The sequence below is a fragment of the Paenibacillus sp. FSL M7-1455 genome, from assembly GCF_038004655.1.
GTDB lineage: Bacteria > Bacillota > Bacilli > Paenibacillales > Paenibacillaceae > Paenibacillus_AQ > Paenibacillus_AQ cookii.
This window is the reverse complement of sequence record NZ_JBBORO010000001.1, coordinates 4,372,524-4,391,618: the sequence shown is the minus strand read 5'-3', so window position 1 is coordinate 4,391,618 and position 19,095 is coordinate 4,372,524. Positions and strand designations below refer to the sequence as shown.

15 protein-coding genes and 1 riboswitch are annotated in these 19,095 nt (G+C 56.8%); of the genes, 11 read left to right on the top strand and 4 right to left on the bottom strand.

The features are described from left to right. The first annotated feature begins 5 nt into the window (after window positions 1–5). Window positions 6–836 carry an RNA polymerase sigma factor RpoD gene (gene rpoD / locus NYE48_RS20220; protein ID WP_246537120.1) on the top strand — a complete coding sequence of 277 codons (831 nt, stop codon included), beginning with the start codon at window positions 6–8 and terminating at the stop codon, window positions 834–836. A 483-nt stretch (window positions 837–1,319) separates the two neighbouring features. Continuing rightward, complete coding sequence (locus NYE48_RS20215) at window positions 1,320–2,855, top strand: ABC-F family ATP-binding cassette domain-containing protein (RefSeq protein ID WP_212951783.1); 1,536 nt, start codon at window positions 1,320–1,322, stop codon at window positions 2,853–2,855. Between the two features lie 143 nt (window positions 2,856–2,998). Here NYE48_RS20215 and NYE48_RS20210 read toward each other — a convergent pair whose 3' ends face one another. The 4 genes from NYE48_RS20210 to NYE48_RS20195 are packed head-to-tail and all read right to left on the bottom strand — an operon-like array spanning window position 2,999 to window position 6,856. Further along, window positions 2,999–3,838 carry an energy-coupling factor transporter transmembrane component T family protein gene (locus NYE48_RS20210; protein WP_212951781.1) on the bottom strand — a complete coding sequence of 280 codons (840 nt, stop codon included), beginning with the start codon at window positions 3,836–3,838 and terminating at the stop codon, window positions 2,999–3,001. Continuing rightward, window positions 3,832–5,610 carry an ABC transporter ATP-binding protein gene (locus tag NYE48_RS20205; RefSeq protein WP_340999798.1) on the bottom strand — a complete coding sequence of 593 codons (1,779 nt, stop codon included), beginning with the start codon at window positions 5,608–5,610 and terminating at the stop codon, window positions 3,832–3,834. Before NYE48_RS20205 ends, NYE48_RS20210 begins: the two co-directional genes overlap by 7 nt. Then, a complete protein-coding gene (locus tag NYE48_RS20200; RefSeq protein WP_212951778.1) occupies window positions 5,610–6,203 on the bottom strand; it encodes an ECF transporter S component in 594 nt (197 codons plus the stop codon). Before NYE48_RS20200 ends, NYE48_RS20205 begins: the two co-directional genes overlap by 1 nt. Then, window positions 6,200–6,856: a YkoF family thiamine/hydroxymethylpyrimidine-binding protein gene (locus NYE48_RS20195; RefSeq protein WP_212951776.1), complete on the bottom strand. Its 657-nt coding sequence runs from the start codon at window positions 6,854–6,856 to the stop codon at window positions 6,200–6,202. The genes NYE48_RS20200 and NYE48_RS20195 overlap by 4 nt, the downstream gene beginning before the upstream one ends. A 143-nt stretch (window positions 6,857–6,999) precedes the next feature. After that, a riboswitch (TPP riboswitch) is annotated at window positions 7,000–7,116 on the bottom strand. Between the two features lie 298 nt (window positions 7,117–7,414). Between NYE48_RS20195 and NYE48_RS20190 the strand changes: the two genes are divergently transcribed. From NYE48_RS20190 to NYE48_RS20150, 9 genes are all read left to right on the top strand, one after another. Further along, entirely contained in the window at window positions 7,415–9,580 is a 2,166-nt protein-coding gene (locus tag NYE48_RS20190) for a HelD family protein (RefSeq protein ID WP_212951774.1), read from the top strand. Between the two features lie 339 nt (window positions 9,581–9,919). Beyond that, a complete protein-coding gene (locus NYE48_RS20185; protein ID WP_036711229.1) occupies window positions 9,920–10,222 on the top strand; it encodes a CD3324 family protein in 303 nt (100 codons plus the stop codon). A 292-nt stretch (window positions 10,223–10,514) separates the two neighbouring features. Then, the gene (locus NYE48_RS20180) at window positions 10,515–12,059 is read left to right on the top strand and encodes a PucR family transcriptional regulator (RefSeq protein ID WP_036711237.1); all 1,545 of its coding nucleotides are present in this window, start codon (window positions 10,515–10,517) and stop codon (window positions 12,057–12,059) included. A 297-nt stretch (window positions 12,060–12,356) separates the two neighbouring features. Next, window positions 12,357–13,004: an aspartate/glutamate racemase family protein gene (locus NYE48_RS20175; RefSeq protein ID WP_212951772.1), complete on the top strand. Its 648-nt coding sequence runs from the start codon at window positions 12,357–12,359 to the stop codon at window positions 13,002–13,004. A gap of 239 nt (window positions 13,005–13,243) precedes the next feature. After that, a complete protein-coding gene (locus tag NYE48_RS20170; RefSeq protein ID WP_036711241.1) occupies window positions 13,244–14,854 on the top strand; it encodes an OPT/YSL family transporter in 1,611 nt (536 codons plus the stop codon). 9 nt (window positions 14,855–14,863) lie between these two features. Next, on the top strand, window positions 14,864–15,922 hold the full coding sequence (locus tag NYE48_RS20165) for a DUF917 domain-containing protein (protein ID WP_212951770.1): 1,059 nt from the start codon (window positions 14,864–14,866) through the stop codon (window positions 15,920–15,922). A gap of 51 nt (window positions 15,923–15,973) precedes the next feature. Then, window positions 15,974–16,918 (top strand): DUF1177 domain-containing protein, encoded by a 945-nt coding sequence (locus NYE48_RS20160; RefSeq protein ID WP_212951769.1) that lies wholly within the window; start codon window positions 15,974–15,976, stop codon window positions 16,916–16,918. Window positions 16,919–17,035: 117 nt separating this feature from the next. Then, on the top strand, window positions 17,036–17,707 hold the full coding sequence (locus tag NYE48_RS20155; RefSeq protein WP_036711246.1) for an AroM family protein: 672 nt from the start codon (window positions 17,036–17,038) through the stop codon (window positions 17,705–17,707). Between the two features lie 85 nt (window positions 17,708–17,792). Next, entirely contained in the window at window positions 17,793–18,746 is a 954-nt protein-coding gene (locus NYE48_RS20150) for an aminopeptidase (RefSeq protein ID WP_212951767.1), read from the top strand. Window positions 18,747–19,095: the final 349 nt, after the last annotated feature.

The following is a 19,095-nucleotide window of genomic DNA, read 5'->3' as shown; positions in this document are numbered from 1 at the left end:
CTGGAATGAAAAACGACGATTCGGTGCGCATGTACTTGAAGGGGATCGGCCGGGTCGGTTTGCTTAGCGCCGAGGATGAAGTGAGTTTGGCCAAACGCGTCGCAGCCGGCGACGAAGAAGCCAAAAAGCTGATGGTCGAGGCCAATCTCCGGCTGGTCGTCAGCATCGCGAGACGGTACGCGGGACGCGGCATGCAGCTGTTGGATCTGATTCAGGAAGGCAATATGGGCCTGATCAAGGCCGTGGATAAATTCGATTATACGAAAGGTTTCAAATTCAGCACCTACGCGACTTGGTGGATCCGTCAAGCGATTACGCGGGCTATTGCCGATCAAGGCAGAACGATCCGCATACCGGTTCACATGATCGAAACGATCAATAAATTTACCCGCATTTCAAGACAGCTGGTGCAGGAATTGGGACGCGAACCCGAAGAAGAGGAAATTGCGCGCGCCATGGAGCTCAGCGTTGAAAAGGTACGGGAAATCATGAAGATCTCCCAGGAACCGGTATCGCTTGAAACGCCGATCGGGGACGAAAACGATTCGAAGCTCGGCGATTTTATCGAAGACCATGATGCGATGGCTCCCGTCGACTCCGCCGCCCATAAGTTTTTGAAGGAACAGCTCGGCGACGTTCTGGATACGCTCACGGAACGCGAGGAAAACGTGCTCCGTCTCAGATTCGGGCTTGAAGACGGACGGACGCGGACCCTGGAGGAAGTCGGCCAGGTGTTCGGCGTCACCCGCGAGCGGATTCGCCAAATCGAAGCCAAGGCCTTGCGCAAGCTGAGACATCCCAGCCGAAGCAAACGGCTGAAGGACTATATCGAATAATCGGGCGGTCCGGTCAGCCTTGGGGAACAGGCTTTGCCGGCATGGTTGACATCCGGAATGGCGATTCATTATAATTTGGTACGAAGCGGCAGTTTTTTCGACGAATCGTCGGTCGATAAAAACGGACGCGGGGAACTTTTTAATTTGACGATATGAGGTGGAAAGGCATGGAAAGATCAACTGTTCTTGTAAGAGATTTGGCTTAAGACGGGAGAAGTCTGCCCTTTTTTAACAAGCCATCTCGAGAACAGTTGATATGATTCCGAATCCTTTCTTACTCTGATATAGAACGACGGGTAAGGTGTATTCGCCTTACCCGTTTTTTTATCCCGGCATCGGGTTCATGGTCAGGGAAAAGAGCCGTTTCTACAATTCGAATATTTCCGCCTAACTTGAAGGCAAGCGCGGTTTGCGATTTTCATATGGCTGTTTCTCCGGATGGCTTTCGCTTGAATCCAACGAAAACCAGAAGGAGAGATCACGATGAGTATTTTAAATGTCGAAGGTTTAACGCATATGTACGGCGATCAGATCACGTTCAGGGACGTTCATTTCCGCTTGCTGCCCGGAGAGCATGCCGGCTTGGTCGGCGCCAACGGCGCGGGGAAATCGACCTTGTTCCGCTTGCTGACCGGCAGCCTGCTGCCGGATGCGGGCAAAATCGAATGGGCGCCGCAGGTGCAGGTCGGTTTTCTGGAGCAGCATATCGAGCTGCAGGAAGGAACGACGATACGGCAGTATTTGGAGCGGGCGTTTTCGGGCTTGTTCGCCATGGAAAAGGAAATGGGCGCGATCGCCGAGCGGCTGGCGGATCCGGGCGAGGAGCTCGATGCGTTGCTGCGCAAATACGGAGAACTTCAGGCGGCCCTTGAGCATCACGAGTTTTACCAGATCTCCTCCAAAATCGAAGACATCGCATCAGGGCTCGGCATTACGGAGCTTGGGCTCGAAAGGGATGTCAGCCTGCTGAGCGGCGGGCAAAAAACAAAGCTGCTGCTGGCGAAGCTGCTGCTGGAAGAACCCCAGGTGCTTCTGTTGGACGAACCGACCAACTATCTGGACCAGGTCCATATCGAATGGCTGACGGGCTACCTGAAGCGCTATAAACACGCCTACATCGTCGTGTCCCATGACGAGCATTTCCTGAATGAAATCACGACGGTCATCTTTCATCTGGCCCATCAAAATATGAAACGGTATACGGGCAATTATAGGCAGTTCCAAAAGGAGCTGGCGCTCGGGCAGGTGCAGCAGCAAATCGCTTACGAGAAGCAAAGCAAGGAAATCGAAAGGCTGGAGGCTTTTATCGACAAAAACCGGATCCGTAAAGCCAAGCAGGCCAAAAGCCGGGAAAAAATGCTGAGCCGAATCGTCCGGGTCGAAAAGCCGGTGGAAGGGCCCGCGCCCCGTTTCGAGTTTTCCACCCCGGCCGCGACGGCGGGCACGACCATCGTAGAGACGAAGGCGCTGGAGGTCGGGTATCACAGTCCGCTGTTCAAACCGGTGTCGCTGAAGGTGCGCAAAGGCGATAAAATAGCGATCGTCGGGGAAAACGGAGCGGGCAAATCCACGCTGGTCAACACGCTGCTGGGCCAGCTCCGGCCGCTTGGCGGCAAACTGCTTGCATCCGAACAGGTGAAAGCCGCCTATTACCGCCAAGAAGATACGGCGCCCGTTGAAACGCCGATGGAAAAGGTTTGGGCGCTGCGGCCGGATCTGACGCAAAAGGATATCCGGAAGGTGCTGGCCATGGCCGGTCTGACGGCGGAGCATATCCGCAAGCCGATCCGGGCGCTGAGCGGCGGCGAGCAGGCCAAGGTGCGCCTGGCGGAGCTGATGCTGACGCCGAGCCATCTGCTGGTGCTGGATGAGCCGACGAACCACTTGGACGTCCGGGCGAAGGAAGCGCTCAAAAAAGGATTGATGGATTACAAGGGCACCGTTTTGCTCGTCTCCCACGAGCCGGCCTTTTACCAAGACTGGGTGACCGATGTGTGGAAGGTGGCGGAGTGGAGATAAGGCGCCGCCGGCCTGGCAGCGGAAACGGAAAGGGAGCCGTCGGGTCGAAAGCGTTGCAACGAATTTGAACGTAACCCATACGGCAAAAACAAACATGATAAGGAAGCTGTCCGGTTGGACGGCTTCCTTTTTTTAAATGCCTCTCAAAGTTCCCCGTTATACCACCGCAGCGTCCCCATGGCATAGGAAAAACCGCAGCTGAACGCGACGATCGCCAGCATAAGGGCCATAAATGCCCAATCTCTCCAGGTGACCCGAATCCGGTCATAAAAATCGCGGCGGCCCGTTCCGGTAAACCCTCTCGATACCATCGCCACCGCGGCCCGTTCCGATTTGCGGATCGCTCCGGCGAGCAGCGGAATGCCGTAGCGCTTGAGCGCCTCCAGCAGCGACCGGGGCGTGCGGCGGATGCGTCCGGCGCCCCTTACCCGGTGCGCTCGTTGCATGATGGATAATTCCTCGCGGAACAAGGGCAAAAAACGAAAACCCGCCAAAATGCCGTAAGCGAGCTTGGGCGGCAGCTTGCACTGCTGCATCAGGCTGAGCATCAGCTTGACCGGGTCGGTCGTCAGCATAAACAGAAGCGATAGCGCGGAATACAGCAGCGTGCGCAATCCGAGCGACAGGGCCACCTGAAATGCGGCCGCCGTCACCCGAACCGGTCCGATGGACCATAGGATCGCGGAGCCCGGTTCCGGCTGCTCGCGCGGGAATACAGCGGCGGTCCAGAAATAACCGCATGCCAGGACAAGGAACGGCGAAAACAGAAGCAGCCATCTTCTCCAGGAGACGTTCCCGAATATCCATGTGACAAGCAGCGTCATGACCAGCGCCGTCGAAGTCGTCACCGGATCGAATACCAGCGATAGCGGGAGCACGCACAATACGACGGTCACGCCTTTGATGACCGGATTCAGCTCCTCAAGCCGAAGCAGCCGCGGCCGGGGGACCGGGACGGATTTTTCGCTCTGGACGTTCAGCATGGATCTCCCACCTCCATGGCTTGCAGCAACCGCGCGGCTATCGGAGGGATAAGGCCTTGATCTTCCAGAAATCGCGCGGGCTTGGACCAGAGCGAGATCGGAGGCCCCTCGAAGTGAATCGAACCGTTGTTCATCACGATTACGCGGTCGGCGTATTCCTGCACGAATTCCATGTCATGCGTGATGACGACGACGGCCAACCCCTGGTCCGCGCGGGCCCGCAGGCCTGACATCAGCTCCTTGGCCCCGTGGGCGTCCTGCCCGTAGGTCGGTTCGTCGCACAGCAAAATTTGCTGTTCGTCCGACAGCATGGCGGCCACGCTCAGGCGCCGCTTCTGTCCTTGGCTCAACGAGAATGGGCTGAAGGATTCGCGGCCCTCCAGACGGAATCGTTGCAAAAGGCCGTTTACCCGCTCGCCGATTTCCGTCTCGCTGCGGTTCTGCAATCGAAAGGAATAAGCCAACTCGTCATACACCGTATCGGCGACGAGTTGATGTTCCGGATGCTGGAAAATAAAGCCGATCCGGCTCCGGAGCTCGGCTTCCTTCCAGTCCGGCAGCGGTTTGCCGTCCAGCGTGACGCTGCCGGACGAAGGCTCCAGAAGCCCGGACAGCACGGCGAACAGCGTCGATTTTCCCGCACCGTTCCTGCCGGTAACCGCCAGAAGCTCTCCCGCGCGGACCGACAGGGAGATCTCCTGGATCACCGCCCGTTTTCTCCGGAAGAAGGACAACCGTTCTGCGCGAAGCAGGATGCGTCCGGCAACGCCGGGGCCGGCTGCGTGTTCGGAGACGGCCGCGCCGCGGCGCGCAGGTTCCGCGTTTTTTTGTAGCCGCGCCCGAAGCGAACGGGTCGCTTGTTTTTGAATTTGGGCCGGATAGCCCGTCCATTCCTCGATAAGCTCCCGGGCGGAAAGCGGCAGCGGGCCCGGGATGTCCCCGGCATCCGCTTGGCCGCCGGTCACGCCGGCATCCCGGATCAACGCGCGGTGAAGCGTGGCGGCCCGAGGGAGCCAAATGCCGGCTTGCGCCGCTTCGTGTGCTTGATTCATAAAAAACGCATCCGGCTTCCCCTCATATCGAAATGTTCCTTGCTTGTCCATAACGACAAGTCGGTCGACGTATTCGATCCATGGATCGAGGTTGTGCTCGATCAGCAGGATCGTCATCGGCAGCAGCCGGCGGAGGGCATGGAGCCGGTCCGCGAGCAGCTGCGCCGAAGCCGGATCGAGATTCGACGTCGGTTCGTCCAGGATGAGCACCTTGGGCCTAAGGACGAGCGCCGCGGCGATGGCGACGCGCTGTTTTTGCCCTCCGGAGAGCGTATGGATTTCTTTCTCCCGGCAATCGCTCAGCTGAACGAGCTTCAGCGCATCTTCGATCCGCCCGCCGATCTCCTCCCGGGGGCAGCCGATGTTTTCCAGGCAAAAGGCCAGCTCCTGCTCGACCGTCAACATGCAAAACTGGCTGTCCGGGTCTTGAAAGACGATGCCGACGGTTTGGGCCGTTTTTCCGGGATGGCGAAGGTCCGGCGTTTCTCCGAACAGCTTCACGCTGCCGGTAACGACGCTTTCCACCGCATGCGGGTATATCCCGTTCAGACAGAGGGCGAGCGAGCTTTTTCCGCAGCCGCCGGGACCCAAAAGCAGCGTGATTTCCCCCTTGTATAACGACATCGAAACCGAAGACAGCACGTCATCCCCAAGATGGTCGTCGAGCTTCAGGGAAATCCGGTCGGCTTCCAGCACCGGTCGGCGGTCTACAGCGGCCATTAGGAAACCTCCGCCTTGGAACTCAGCTGACCGCGCGAAGTTTTGGCGATCGGGAAGCTGCGGAGCACGCCGGTTTTGGCCAGCGCGTCGGCGATCCATTTGCCGAGCAGGCCGGCGAGCAGCACGGAGCTGACGATGCGGGCGATGAACATGGCCAGCAGCAGGCCCGGGGACAACGCGGCAAAGCCCGAGTGGATGAAACCCCAGGCAAAGCTGAAGACGGCCGAACCGGCGCCTGCGGCCATCAAGGCCGGGGCGGAATAGTTCCGGTAACGCAGCGCCGCAAAGACGGCTTCAGCCCCGAGCCCCTGGATAAAGGCCGACAAAATAAGCACCGGCCCTGCCGTATTGCCGATCAGAAGCTCGACGGTTCCGGCCACCGTTTCCGACAAAAGCGCGGCTCCCGGACGCTGCAATATATATGCCGAGATGATGGATACGATAAACCAGATCCCGAAAATGACCTCGTATCCCATCGGCCCCATCAAGCCGACCAGGACGTTGCCGACCTGAAGGAAAAGAACGTATACGACGGCAAAAACGACCGACAGCGAACTCAGCACGATAATGTCGCGCAATTTCCAGTTTTTCATCGGATCTGCGCCTCCCCGGCTTGGTTTCGCGCAGGCTTCGGGGAAGGGCTGTTGCACGACAGGGTTGCGGTCATCACCAAATGGGACGTTTCCTCCGCAGCGTTGGCAAACGCCTGCTCCAGCGTCCGGAACACGTCGCCGGCAGTCCCGTCGAGGCGGCTTGCATAATGAACGCTTCCGGAGAAGGTGCCCAGCGTTTGAGCCGTCCGGACCGCCTCCGCGATCATGCCCATATATCCCGGCGCGTTCATCGGATAAAGGGCGAACTGCGCCGACGTGTCGACCCCCGAGGGGGCATCGTTCAAACGGACGTCATCCTCCGACATGTACGCGTCGCCGCTGGAGTCGCCCGGGCAGCCGATCGAAAATGTGCCGCTGAACACGACATGCTCCCCGCTTTCCGCCGCATGGGCGAACATCGACTGGGCGACGTCGAACACCTGGGACATCCGCCCGCGGACGCAGGTGCTGACATCGTCCGTAAACATCCATACTTTGGACGTATTCGTCCGTTTCAAAGCCTCTTCGATGATTTCGGCAAAACGGCCGCTCATCGGATAAATCGAAAAGCGGCAGCCCGCGATGCGGCTGGTCCCGCAAGCGCCGGCGGATCCCCCGCACGCATCTATGCCGCTATGCAAATTTTCAGTCATAACCTTCGTTTCCTCCTTCAACGAACGCTGATCGATTTTCAACTTCAAGCCGGCCGGCACGCAAAAAAACCGCACCCGAAAGAGTGCAGCTCGCGGACGGCTCGAAGGCCGGTTCCGTCGTTCGGATCGAAAGGCCTCGAAGCAGTCGTTTCACCGCACTTCCCCACGCTAGTATGACCTAGATCGGGTGTAAAGGGTTAACGTTCGCGCATGCATTCGCTACTTGTCTCTCAGCCAGAAAGGCACCCCTAGTGCTATCTATCCGTATGCAGTTTTTTGCTGGTTCCCATTATACAGCTTCGAAAAAGATTGTAAAGACCCGAGCCTTTTGAAAGCGCCGTTTTCACAACGGGCCGCGCTGGAGAATGCGCCTTCATTGTGATATACTGAATATCCTTTCTAAGCGGGCTTATGGCTCACGACTAAGCATCAGCTTACCAGGGCAGGGTGGTTCGCGGCGTTCGCCCCGCACATATCGCAGGGTTGCAGGCGAACGGCGCACGAACGGCTCCCGCGGCCATTTTGGCTGGCGGAAAAACTTTTAGGAGGTAACTGAAATTGGAGCAAACTTTTCAAAGTGCCTATCAAGAGGAAGAGCGAAGGCTGAATGCAACGATAGCGGAAATCGACAAGCAGCTGGAGCGGCTGCGCGCGATCCCGGTGTATACCGGGCATGATTTTACCGAGCAGGTGCTCGAGGCCGGGCGCGAGGAAAAAAGGCAGTCCTTGGCCAAGAGCCTGGCGGCCCCTTATTTTGGACGGCTTGATTTTCAGGAAAAAAAGGATGCCGCGCCCACACCGCTTTACATCGGCAAAATCGGCGTCGATCACGAGGAGGTCGGCGAGCAGCCGATGGTCATCGATTGGCGGGCCCCGATCGCCAGCGTTTTTTATTCCTTCACGGGCGGGGATGAACCGGCTTCGTACGAAGCGCCCGAAGGGACGATCGAAGGGCTGGTGTATTTAAAGCGGAACCTCGTCATCCGGAAGCAGATTTTGGAGCGGGTGTCCGACACGTATGACCGGAACGGCGACCAGCCGGCCGTATCCGACGAATTTCTGGTATACCGGCTGGGCGAAAACAAGGACAACAAGCTGCGCGATATCGTTTCCACCATCCAGGCGGAGCAGGACAAAATCATCCGCGCGGCAAAAAATACGGCGCTGATCATCCAAGGGGTGGCGGGAAGCGGAAAAACGACCGTGGCGCTGCACCGCCTCGCCTATTTGCTGTATCAATACAAGGAGCAGGTCACGGCAGAGAAGATGATCATTTTTGCCCCGAACCATATGTTCCTCGATTACATTTCCGACGTGCTGCCCGAACTCGGCGTCGGGGACATCCAGCAGAGCACGTTCGCGGATTGGGCCATGAAGCAGCTCGGCATCGAGCTCCCGCTTGCCGATCCGTCCGAGACGCTTTCCTACTGGTTCGAATCGGACGGGGGAATGCCGGAGGTGACGGACGAGGTTCCCGGACGCTTCAAGGGCTCGATCCGGTTCATGGACATGATCCGCGCCTGCATCGAGGCGATGGAAGACGCTTCTGTGCCCCAAGCGGACTTTATGCCTTGGGAGGGCGCCGTGCTCGCGCGCGATACGATTCTCCACTGGTTCAACGACGAATATAAGCCGTATCCGCTCGCGAAGCGGAAAGAACGGGTGATGGCGAGAATCCACCGGTGGGTCGAGATGGAGCTGAAAAAGTCGCCTTCGGCCGCCGCGATGAAGGAGCGGAAGAAAAAAGCGTCCCAGCGCGAAAAATCATATGCCGCCAAGTGGCCGAAGTTCGAGCCGCTCGTGCTGTACAAGCAAATGTTCAAAGCGCTGAAGCTGCAGGCCGGCTGGCCGGAAGAACTGCTGGCGGGCATTCCGGGCGCCGTGTTGAAATCGACGCAAAAGGATTTGAAAAAGGACATTCTGCGCGAGGAAGACCTGCCTGCCCTGTTGTACATCCATTATTTGCTCAACGATATCACGGGAGAACAGCGGTTCGACCATATCGTCATCGACGAGGCGCAGGATTTTTCGCCATTTCAGGTCGCGGTCCTCGATTTGTTCGTGAAAGGCCACTCCTTTACCATTCTCGGGGATTTGTCCCAGGGCATCCATGCCTACCGGGGAGTCCATGGCTGGGAGGAAATGAGGGCCTGGTTCAATCCGGAAGACACGGCGTATTTTGCGCTCACGCGGAGCTACCGCTCGACGATGGAAATCATCGAATTCGCCAACCGCATCCTCGAGCAAGGGGTAAGCAGCGAACTGCTTGCGGTGCCTGTTTTTCGGAGCGGGAACCCGGTGCGCATGATCGCTTATGGAAGCGGCGAAGACGAGCGATTAAAGGGCCTGCGCGAAGGGCTGCTTAAGCTTTCGTCGGGCGAATACCGCACGGTGGCCGTGTTGACGCGGACGCTGAAGGACGCAAGGGCGCTGCACGAACGGTTGCAGCCGGACTTGCCCGATCTTCACTTGATCGACGGCGGCGACAAGGCGTACGAGGGCGGCTTATCCGTCCTCCCCGTATACCTCTCGAAAGGCCTCGAATTTGACGCGGTCATCGTGGCGGATGCGGACGGGGAGCATTACGGCGCTTCGGCTTGGGATGCGAAGCTGCTGTACGTCGGGTGCACGCGCGCGCTGCACGAGCTGTGGCTGATGCACGGCGGCCCGCTGCCGGATTATTTGCAAAACATGGATGAAGAGATCGCGGTGACGGGCTGGTAGGGCCAAGAGCCATTGCGCCCGGCATCCCGCAGGTAAAAAAATCCTGGTAAAAAACGTATATACTTATTCTTTCGCTTGAAGAGCAGCTCCAAATATGAGTTAATAAAGGTGTCGGACGGCCGACAACTTCCTAAAGAAAGGAGCTGATGCAATTTTGATCACAAATAACGAGGTGGTTTCCGCCTAAGCGGAAATCGCAAAGTTCAGGGGGGCCGGAAGCAGGCCTCCCTAATTACCTTTTTTAAATATATCCTACATAACAGAAAGGAGGGAGCGATAAAATGTTCAACGCAAAATTCGCAAATCGGAACCAACATCTGATGAAGGAGGACGTTTATCGTGAATTACCGAAACGGGAGGGATGTGCTTCCCCCTAGTTTGCTGAAAGAGCTGCAGAAGCACATTGAGGGCGAGCTGATCTACATTCCCAAAAGAAGCAGCGAACGTGTCGGCTGGGGAGTCAACAGCGGCACCAGACAGATGATCGAGCGCAGAAACGAGGAGATTTACAATCTCCATTGCAGCGGCCACTCGCTCGAATATTTGACGAAAACTTTCCATCTGTCCGTCGAAAGCATCCGGAAGGTCATCTTCAAAAAGCGTGCGGAGCATGGCGCGGAAAAAGTGCCGGTACGCCGTTGATTGCCGCCGGGCTCATCAAAATCATATGGAGTGAGGATTTGAAACATCCTCGTTTGCGAAAGGGCATCCCGATCGGTTTTCCGAGAAACTTAGGGATTCCCTTTTTCGTTTGCGTTCGTATCCGAAAGCTCCTGCCTTGGGGCGCAAAAGCTTCTTTCCTTCTTCTGGATACGGGATTCGTTTCATGGCAAGAAGGCGGGAAGGTAAGGTACAATGAAGGCAGGAACGACAATCACGCGGTCATGGAGCGGCGTGTCAGCTTCATCCCGTCATAACCGTGAGAGGTGAGGAAATGAGTTTAAAAGGCTTGACCGTAAGGGAAATGCTTGAACTTCCCGTCATGCAAAACGCAAAGCTGATCAGCGGGGAAAAGGGACTGGACCGGATCGTGCAGTATATCGATATTTGGGAGGTTCCCGATATCGGGAGCTGGCTCCGGGAAGGCGAAATGGTGCTCACCGCCGGGTATCCGGCGCGCGACAACCTATCGCTCCTCACCGATATGATCGAGCAGCTCGCCAAAGTCAACGGGGCGGGCATTGCCATCAAACCCGAACGATTCATTCCCCGAATCCCGCAGGAAATGATCGATAAAAGCAATTTATACCATGTCCCGATCATTCAGCTCCCGGTGCGAATGGCTTACATCGATATTACGTATAACGTCATGGAGCAAATTTTGAACAGGCAGGCCGTGCTGCTCAAACGTGCGGAGGAGGTCAACAAGGCGCTGACGGGACTCGTGCTTAACAACAAAGGCATTCAGGTCGTTGCCGACAGCGTCTCCCAGCTGATCGAATCGCGGATATGGATCGTCGATAAAACCGGCGGCGTGCTTGCCTCCTCCCCGGAAGGCAGCCCGTATGTCCCTTCCGACAGCCATCGGCAGTGGGAAGTGAACGTCGATAATAAAATGCTCGGAAAATTCGTGGTGGAAAAACGGAAGCTGGACGAGCTGGACCTGATGCTGATCGAACAGGCGCGCCTGGTGTTTTCGCTGGAGCTGATGCGGGAAAAGATCGCCTTCGACACCGAAAGCAGGCTGCGGGGGACGTTTTTTGAGGAGTTGTTATTGAATCCGCCGGCCGACGAAAGGATCACCGCTTCGAAAGGGCTGCAGCTTGGATTGTCCCCCAGTTGGTTATGGGAGGTTGCCGTTATCGAAGCGGACGAGCCGTTTTATAACGAGGATTCTCCCATCGCTGAAACGATTCAATCGTTGTTGGCCGAAGAATCCGCGGTCCGGAAAGTCCGCCCCCAGCTCCAGATTCACGGGGGGAAAATCGTATTGTTTTTGCCTTCCGTACCGTCCTCCGGCGCGGAGAGCCGCCAAGACAACGGCAAAGGCAGGCAGACTCCGTGGAACGAGAAAATGCAATCCTGGCTGCAGCAGTGGGATTCGGTCCGAATCGGCATCGGCCGCCAGGTTCGGCTGTTTGAAACGAATCGCAGCTACCATGAGGCAAGAACGGCGGTATCGATCGGCTTCCGCTTGAACCGGAGACGGCAGCTGTTTTTATATTCGGAAGTTGAGATGCTGCAAATGCTGCTGGATTCCACCGATGAAACTTGGCTGAGCAGGTTCGTCGACGAAAGAATCGGCAAGCTGGCGGAGCACGACCGGGAGAACGGGACCAATTACGTCAGCACGCTGTATCATTACTTGGCGACGGGCGGCAGTTTGAATGAGACGTCGAACCGGATGTATATTCACCGCAATTCGGTCAATTACCGGATCGACCGGATCAAAACGATGACGGGTCTCGACTTGAACAGCGCCCAAAGCCGGTTTGAGCTTTATTTGTGCTCAGCGTATTATTTGGTTAACCATGCATAACAGAGATGCCACCCGATGTCAGCTCTCAGCGAGTTCCTGTAATGCCAAGGATTGACTATGATGGGCGCCGTCATCTTTCCATGACGAAAATCGTTGCGTAATCCCGTGAATAAAACGCCTTCTTTGTGCTCTGAGCACAAAGGGGCGTTTTTAGTTTTGTTGGCCGGGTACATTGTTGCGCCGCGGGTAAAACAATTAAAATCTTACTTAATAAAAATTTTTAAGGGGATTTGCGCAAAATCCTGAAGGATGAAATCGATCCTGACATCAATCAAAAGGGACGAGAGGGTGATCGGCTTGATCGGATTAATTCGCGTATTTACCGCAAATGATAATGAAGTGGTTCAAGCGCATGGAAAACGGATTCAAGAGCAGTTTCATATCCCTGTTTTAAGCAGAAGCATTCCCGACCAGCCGCTAGGTATCTATGACGACGAAACCGAGAGGATTGCGATACCGAAAATCGTGGAGCTTGGCGTCCGGATGGAGCAGGAAGGCTGCCGGGCCATCATTATCAGCTGCGCCGCGGACCCTGCCGTTAACGAGCTTCGAAGCCGCGTCACGGTTCCGGTCATCGGCGGAGGAAGCGCCGCGGCGCATGTCGCCCGTTCGCTCGGCTTGCCCGTAGGGGTGATGGGAATCACCGAAGGCGTGCCTCCGGTGATGCGCGACATTTTAGGCGATCTCGTCGTAGGTTACCGGCGTCCCGAAGGCGTGACGAACACGACGGATCTGATGACGGAACAGGGCCGCAGCATGGCGTTGGAAGCGGCGAAATCCCTCGTATCCCAAGGCGCTAGGGCGATTGTATTCGCTTGCACGGGCCTCGCCACGATCGGGTTTGCCGAAACGCTCCGCAAAGAATTGAAGGTGCCGGTGATCGACACGGTCGAATCGGAAGGTTTGATGGCCGCGAATTATTATAGACAAGCCGGCGCTTTTTGAAAAGGGGGCCCCGCATTCCGGGGATGACAAACGATATGAATTTTATCGGCCTTCAATGTTGAAAGTCGGCAATATCTATGTTTCCCGCTTTTAAAGGGGGAGGAGGGCACTCGTTACTTTTCTTTGAAATCCCCTCGATTCGGCCATCGGCGCCTGGTTCTTTGCGCCCGTAGCGTTACGAACCTGATGACGATGGCTTGCAAACGAGTGATCAACCTAGACAAATTGGAGGCATATGGATGAGCGAAATCAAGAATGAAATCGGACAGACGGAGAAAAAAGAGAAACATCCCAGCATATTCGAACCTTTTGGCTTGTTCCTCAATGTAATTACCGGCGTCCTTGGCGCGATCGTCGGCATTCAGATCGTGACCACGCTCGGCGTGACGCCGAACACGGCCATCATCGGCGCGCTGGTTGCGATGCTGATCGCAAGAATTCCGGTAGCGGTATTCAAAAAGTATAAATCGATCCATCGCCAAAACATGGTGCAGACGTCCATTTCCTCCGCGACGTTCGGCGCGGCCAACAGCCTGTTCATACCGATCGGGATCCCGTTCGTGATGGGCGAGATGAAACTGATCATCCCGATGCTGATCGGCGCGGCGCTGGCGATGTTCGTCGATGCGGCGCTGCTGTACAAGCTGTTCGACTCGAAGCTGTTCCCCGCTTCCGGAACCTGGGCGCCGGGCGTGGCGACCGCCGAATCGATCATTGCCGGCGATAAAGGCGGCAAACGCGCGGGACTGCTCGGGGTCGGGACCGTCATCGGCCTGATCGGATCTTATTTCCACGTTTCGATGTCCGCGTTCGGCGTGGCGTTTATCGGCAACATTTGGGCGCTCGGCATGTTCGGGATCGGCCTTTTGATCCGCCAATATTCGAACCCGCTGTTCAGCATCGACGTCGACAAGCTGTATATCGCGCACGGCGTCATGATCGGCGCAGGGATCGTCGCGCTGGTGCAGGCGGCCATCCTCATTTTGAAACGTCCGAAAAAGGAAGACCAGGCCGCCGACGCCGAGAAATACACGCGTTCGGAAGGCGAAGCCAGACGCGCCCTCGGGCTTGGTTTTGCCGCGTACCTCGTCATCGCCCTTATCATCGCCCTCATTGGCGGTCTCATTACAAAAATGTCGATCGGCATGCTGATCGGATTCCTTGTCTTTGCGGCCTTTGCCGCGTTCGTGCACGAAATTATCGTCGGCATCGCAGCCATGCATTCCGGCTGGTTTCCAGCCTTTGCCGTCGCTTTCATCACGCTGCTGTTCGGCATGCTGATCGGTTTTCCTACCGTGGCGCTGGCGCTGCTCGCAGGATTTAGCGCCGCTACGGGCCCGGCTTTTGCGGACATGGGCTACGACCTCAAAACGGGTTATATCCTCCGCGGGAACGGGGAGGACAAAGAGTTTGAGCTTCGCGGCAGAAAACAGCAGTACATGACAGGCATGATCGCGTTCGGCGTAGCGGTCATCGTTGTCGCTTTGACCTACCGTTCGTATTTCGGCCAAAATCTCGTTCCGCCGATCGATACGGTATACGTGTCGACGATCCAAGCGGGGGCTTCCCCGGACGTTGCGATGAAGCTGCTGCTGTGGGCCATCCCGGGCGCCATTTTGCAATGGCTTGGCGGCGCGAAACGCCAGATCGGCGTCATGTTCGCGACCGGTTTGCTGATCTCTACGCCAAACGCTTGCTGGGCGGTTCTGGCGGGTCTTTTGATCCGGATCGTCGTGCTGAAAGTTAAGGGCAAGGAAGCCGAAACGCCGATGAGCATTTTGGCGGCAGGGTTTATCGCGGGAGACGCGATTTACAGCTTCTTTAACTCCATGTTCAAAATGAGAAAGTAGGTGCATTCCATGGCTAGAATCAAACTGGACGAAAAGATGGTGGAAAGCGCCGTGTTCGGCGGCGCCGTCCTGGGCGGCGGCGGAGGCGGCTGGATCGAAGAGGGGCTGCAGATCGGCCGTTTGGCCTTGGAGCTTGGCGAACCCGAGCTGCGCACGATCGACGAATTTGCGGACGACGATACGTTCGTGACCGTTTCGCTCGTCGGCGCGCCCGGAGCGAAAGATAAATATTTGAAACCGATCCATTACGCCAGATCGCTGGAAATGCTCGCACGCGGGCTGGGCAAACCGATTTCGGCGATCCATACGAACGAAAACGGGGCCGGAACGACGGTGAACGGCTGGCTGCAATCGGTCATGACGGGCATTCCGCTCGTCGACTTCGCCTGCAACGGCAGAGCGCATCCAACCGGCACGATGGGCGCGCTGAATTTGACGGAAGTCGAGGATTACGTGTCGCATCAGACGGCCATCGGCGGCAAGGGCGACAATTACCTGGAGTTCAGCGTTTCCGGATCGCTGGGCAAGGCCGCTTCGATGGTCCGCAAAGCTTCGGTTGAAGCGGGCGGGCTCGTCGCGGTGGCCAGAAATCCGGTAACGGCCGCTTACGCGAGGCAAAACGGCGCCCCGGGCGCCATCACGCAGGCGATCGAGGTCGGCGAAGCGCTGCTTGGGGCGAAAGGCGAGGCGGCCATTGCCGCCGTCGTGGACAAGCTTGGCGGAAAGGTCGTCGCCGCCGGCGAGGTGACTGCATTCGAAATGGAAACGACAGGCGGATTCGACGTGGGCAAAGTGACCATCGACGGCTTCGAAATGACCTTCTGGAACGAATATATGACGCTGGAAAAAGACGGGGAGCGTTACGCGACGTTCCCGGACCTGATCATGACGCTGGACGCCAAAACGGCCAGACCGGTCGTCACGGCCGCCCTGGAAAAAGGGCAGCAGCTCGCCGTCATCGCGGTGCCGAAAGCCAAACTGCTGCTCAGCAGCACGATGAGCAACAAATCGCTGATGCAGCCTGTCGAGGATATCATTAAAAAACCGATTTTGGATTACCTGTTCTGATTCGCTAAAACTTGCTAAATACTATTTACATCTAACTGGAGGTCGGATTCGATGACATTAAAACAAACGATGGCCGCGCTTGAAGCGATGGACGACGCCCATGTAACCGGAGAGAAAGTAAAGGAGCTGTTCGCCGGCTATCCCGAAGTTTCGATCGAGGTGCAAAAAGTAACGGGAGAAAAAGGGAGCACGGATTTCATTAAAATCGTCATTCCCGGCACCGAGGGCAAAACGAAAGGCGGAAGCGCCCCGACCTTCGGCATCGTAGGCCGCCTGGGCGGAATCGGTGCCCGTCCAAGCCGCATCGGGCTCGTATCCGATGCCGACGGCGCGGTGGCCGCCGTTGCCGCGGCGCTGAAACTCGCGGACATGCAGGTGAAAGGCGACCGTTTGAAAGGCGACATTATCGTGACGACCCATATTTGCCCGGATGCGCCGACCCGTCCGCATGAACCGGTCGATTTCATGGATTCGCCGGTCGACATCGGCGCGATGAACGCGCATGAAGTATTGCCGGAGATGGAAGCGGTGCTTTCGATCGACACGACCAAAGGCAACCGCGTCATCAATCATAAAGGGTTCGCGATTTCCCCGACCGTAAAAGAGGGCTACATCCTGCGGGTCAGCGAAGATTTGCTGCGGATCATGGAAATGACGACAGGACTGCTGCCGGTGACGTTCCCGATTACGATGCAGGACATTACGCCGTACGGGAACGATCTGTACCACATCAATTCGATTTTGCAGCCGGCCGTTGCGACGAGCGCTCCGGTCGTCGGCGTCGCGGTCACGGCGCAAAGCGTCGTTCCGGGCTGCGGCACGGGCGCCAGCCACGAAATCGACATCGCTGCCGCGGTTCGTTTTTCGGTTGAGGTTGCCAAGGAATTCACGAATGGAACCTGCGCGTTTTACGATGCGGCCGAATACGACCGGATCGTGAAGCTTTACGGCTCGATGAAGGTGCTTCAAACGGCAGGCAGCGCGGAAGGAAAATAAGAAGAGACAGGGAAGGGGCTTTTAGTTCTTTCCCTTTTTTCGCAGGAAAAAACGTTTGGGATATTTACGTTTGGCGCAACACGCGCTTTTGGCGAACATGGGGAGGATGATCATCGCATGACGAAACTTGGGGTCATTACGATCGGGCAGGCTCCGCGCAAAGACGTGGCCCCGATTTTGCGGGAGCATTTGCCGGAACGGGTGGAGATGATTCAGGCAGGCGTTTTGGACGGCTTGTCGAAAGAATATATTGCCGCCAATTTATGTCCGGAAGACCGGGATTACACGCTCACATCCCGGCTGACGACCGGGGAGTCGGTCATCATGGGGCGCAGCAAAATCCAGCCCATATTGCAGCAGAAGATTTATGACATGGAGAATCAAGGGGTCGCCAATATTTTGCTGCTTTGCACGGGCGTTTTCCCGGGGCTTGCGACCCGAACGGCTTATTTGATCGAGCCGGATCATATAATTCCGCCGGCCGTCAAGGCGATGGTCGGGAACCGGAGGCTGGGCGTGATCGTTCCTCTGGAAGAGCAGAAGGAAACCATGAACTCGAAATACGAACCTTATGGACTATACCCGGTATACGGGGTCGCCTCGCCATATATTTTCGATCCGGGAGATTTTCAAGCCGCGGCGGCCGGACTCAAGGGCAAGGCGGATATCCTTTTGCTGGACTGCATGGGGTATACGGAGGAGGCGCGGAGACTGATGGCCGAAGCTTCCGGATTGCCCGTCATTCTGTCCAATGCGATCATGGCGAAAATCGTTTCGGAAATGATTTGATTCGGAAATGATAGGACCGACGGGGACCCTTTATGGGCGACAAACCGGGACACGGCGAAAAAATGGTTGAAAGGAAGTCAGACAAATGCAGGAAAAAATCGTTGAAACCAGCATCAACATGCTGAAAGATTGCCTTGGATTAAAAGCGGGAGAGACGTTTCTGATCGTCTCCGACGATTCGAGAAAGGAACTCGCGGAATCGCTATACGAAGCAGGAAAACGCATCGGAGCCGAAAGCATGCTGACGGTGATGAAGGAACGAAGCAAATCGGGTGAAGAACCGCCGGCGCCGATCGCGACCGCCATGGCGGCGTCGCAGGTCGTCGTTTGCATCACGAAGCATTCGCTGACGCATACGCAAGCGCGGAAGCAAGCGGCAGCGGCCGGCGCCCGCCTTGCGACGATGCCGGGCATTACCGAGGACATGTTCCTGGAAGGAGCCATCGCGGCAGACTATACGGAAGTGAAAGCACTGACGGAAAAAGTGACCGATATGCTCACGCAAACCCGCAAGGTACGCATCGAAAAGGACGGACACGCGCTGGAGTTTTCCATCGACGGCCGCGACGGGGTGCCGAGCACGGGCATGTACGTGGAGCCGGGTCAATCGGGAAACCTGCCTTCGGGGGAAGCGTATATCGCGCCCGTAGAGGGCTCCGCCGCAGGGAAAATCGTCGTCGACGGCTCGATCGCCGGCATCGGCAAGGTTGCGGGTCCGGTCGTTTTGACCGTGGAGAAGGGCCGCCTTGTAGCGGCCGACGGCGGCGCGGAGGGCGAAAAGCTGCTGCAAATGCTCGGGGATGGCGACGGCAGGCTGCTCGGGGAGTTCGGCATCGGCACCAACAACAAGGCGAGAATCACGGGCGTCGTCCTGGAGGACGAGAAGGTATACGGCACGATCCACGTCGCTTTCGGCAGCAACAATACGTTTGGCGGCGTCGTTGCGGCCGGCGTCCATATCGATTGCGTCGTCGGCCGACCGGACGTTTACTTGGACGACCGGTTGATCATGAAAAACGGCGAGCTGGTGGAGAGCTGATTTATGCAGGCGGCGCCACAGGCAGGGCCAAACGAGGCGAATGAGGAATAAAGCATGGGTGCGGACTGGAACGACCCGCAGAGCGCCGGCAGCGACCGCCGGCTCTGCGGGCGTTTCTTTTTTGCGCATGGAAAGAACTCATGGACGAGGAGAAATCCCGAGATATAAGATAAAGCATAAAATGTAAGCGCTATTTTGCGGCCGGCAACAAGACATCGGCAAAGATTGGGACAGCGCTGAACAAATAACGTGAAATTTTATAGCAGGATACTTGCAATTTTCTTGCAGGTATCCTGCGTTTGAAGAAGAATGTTATAAAGTGGATTTTGCGCAATGAAAGATGGGAACG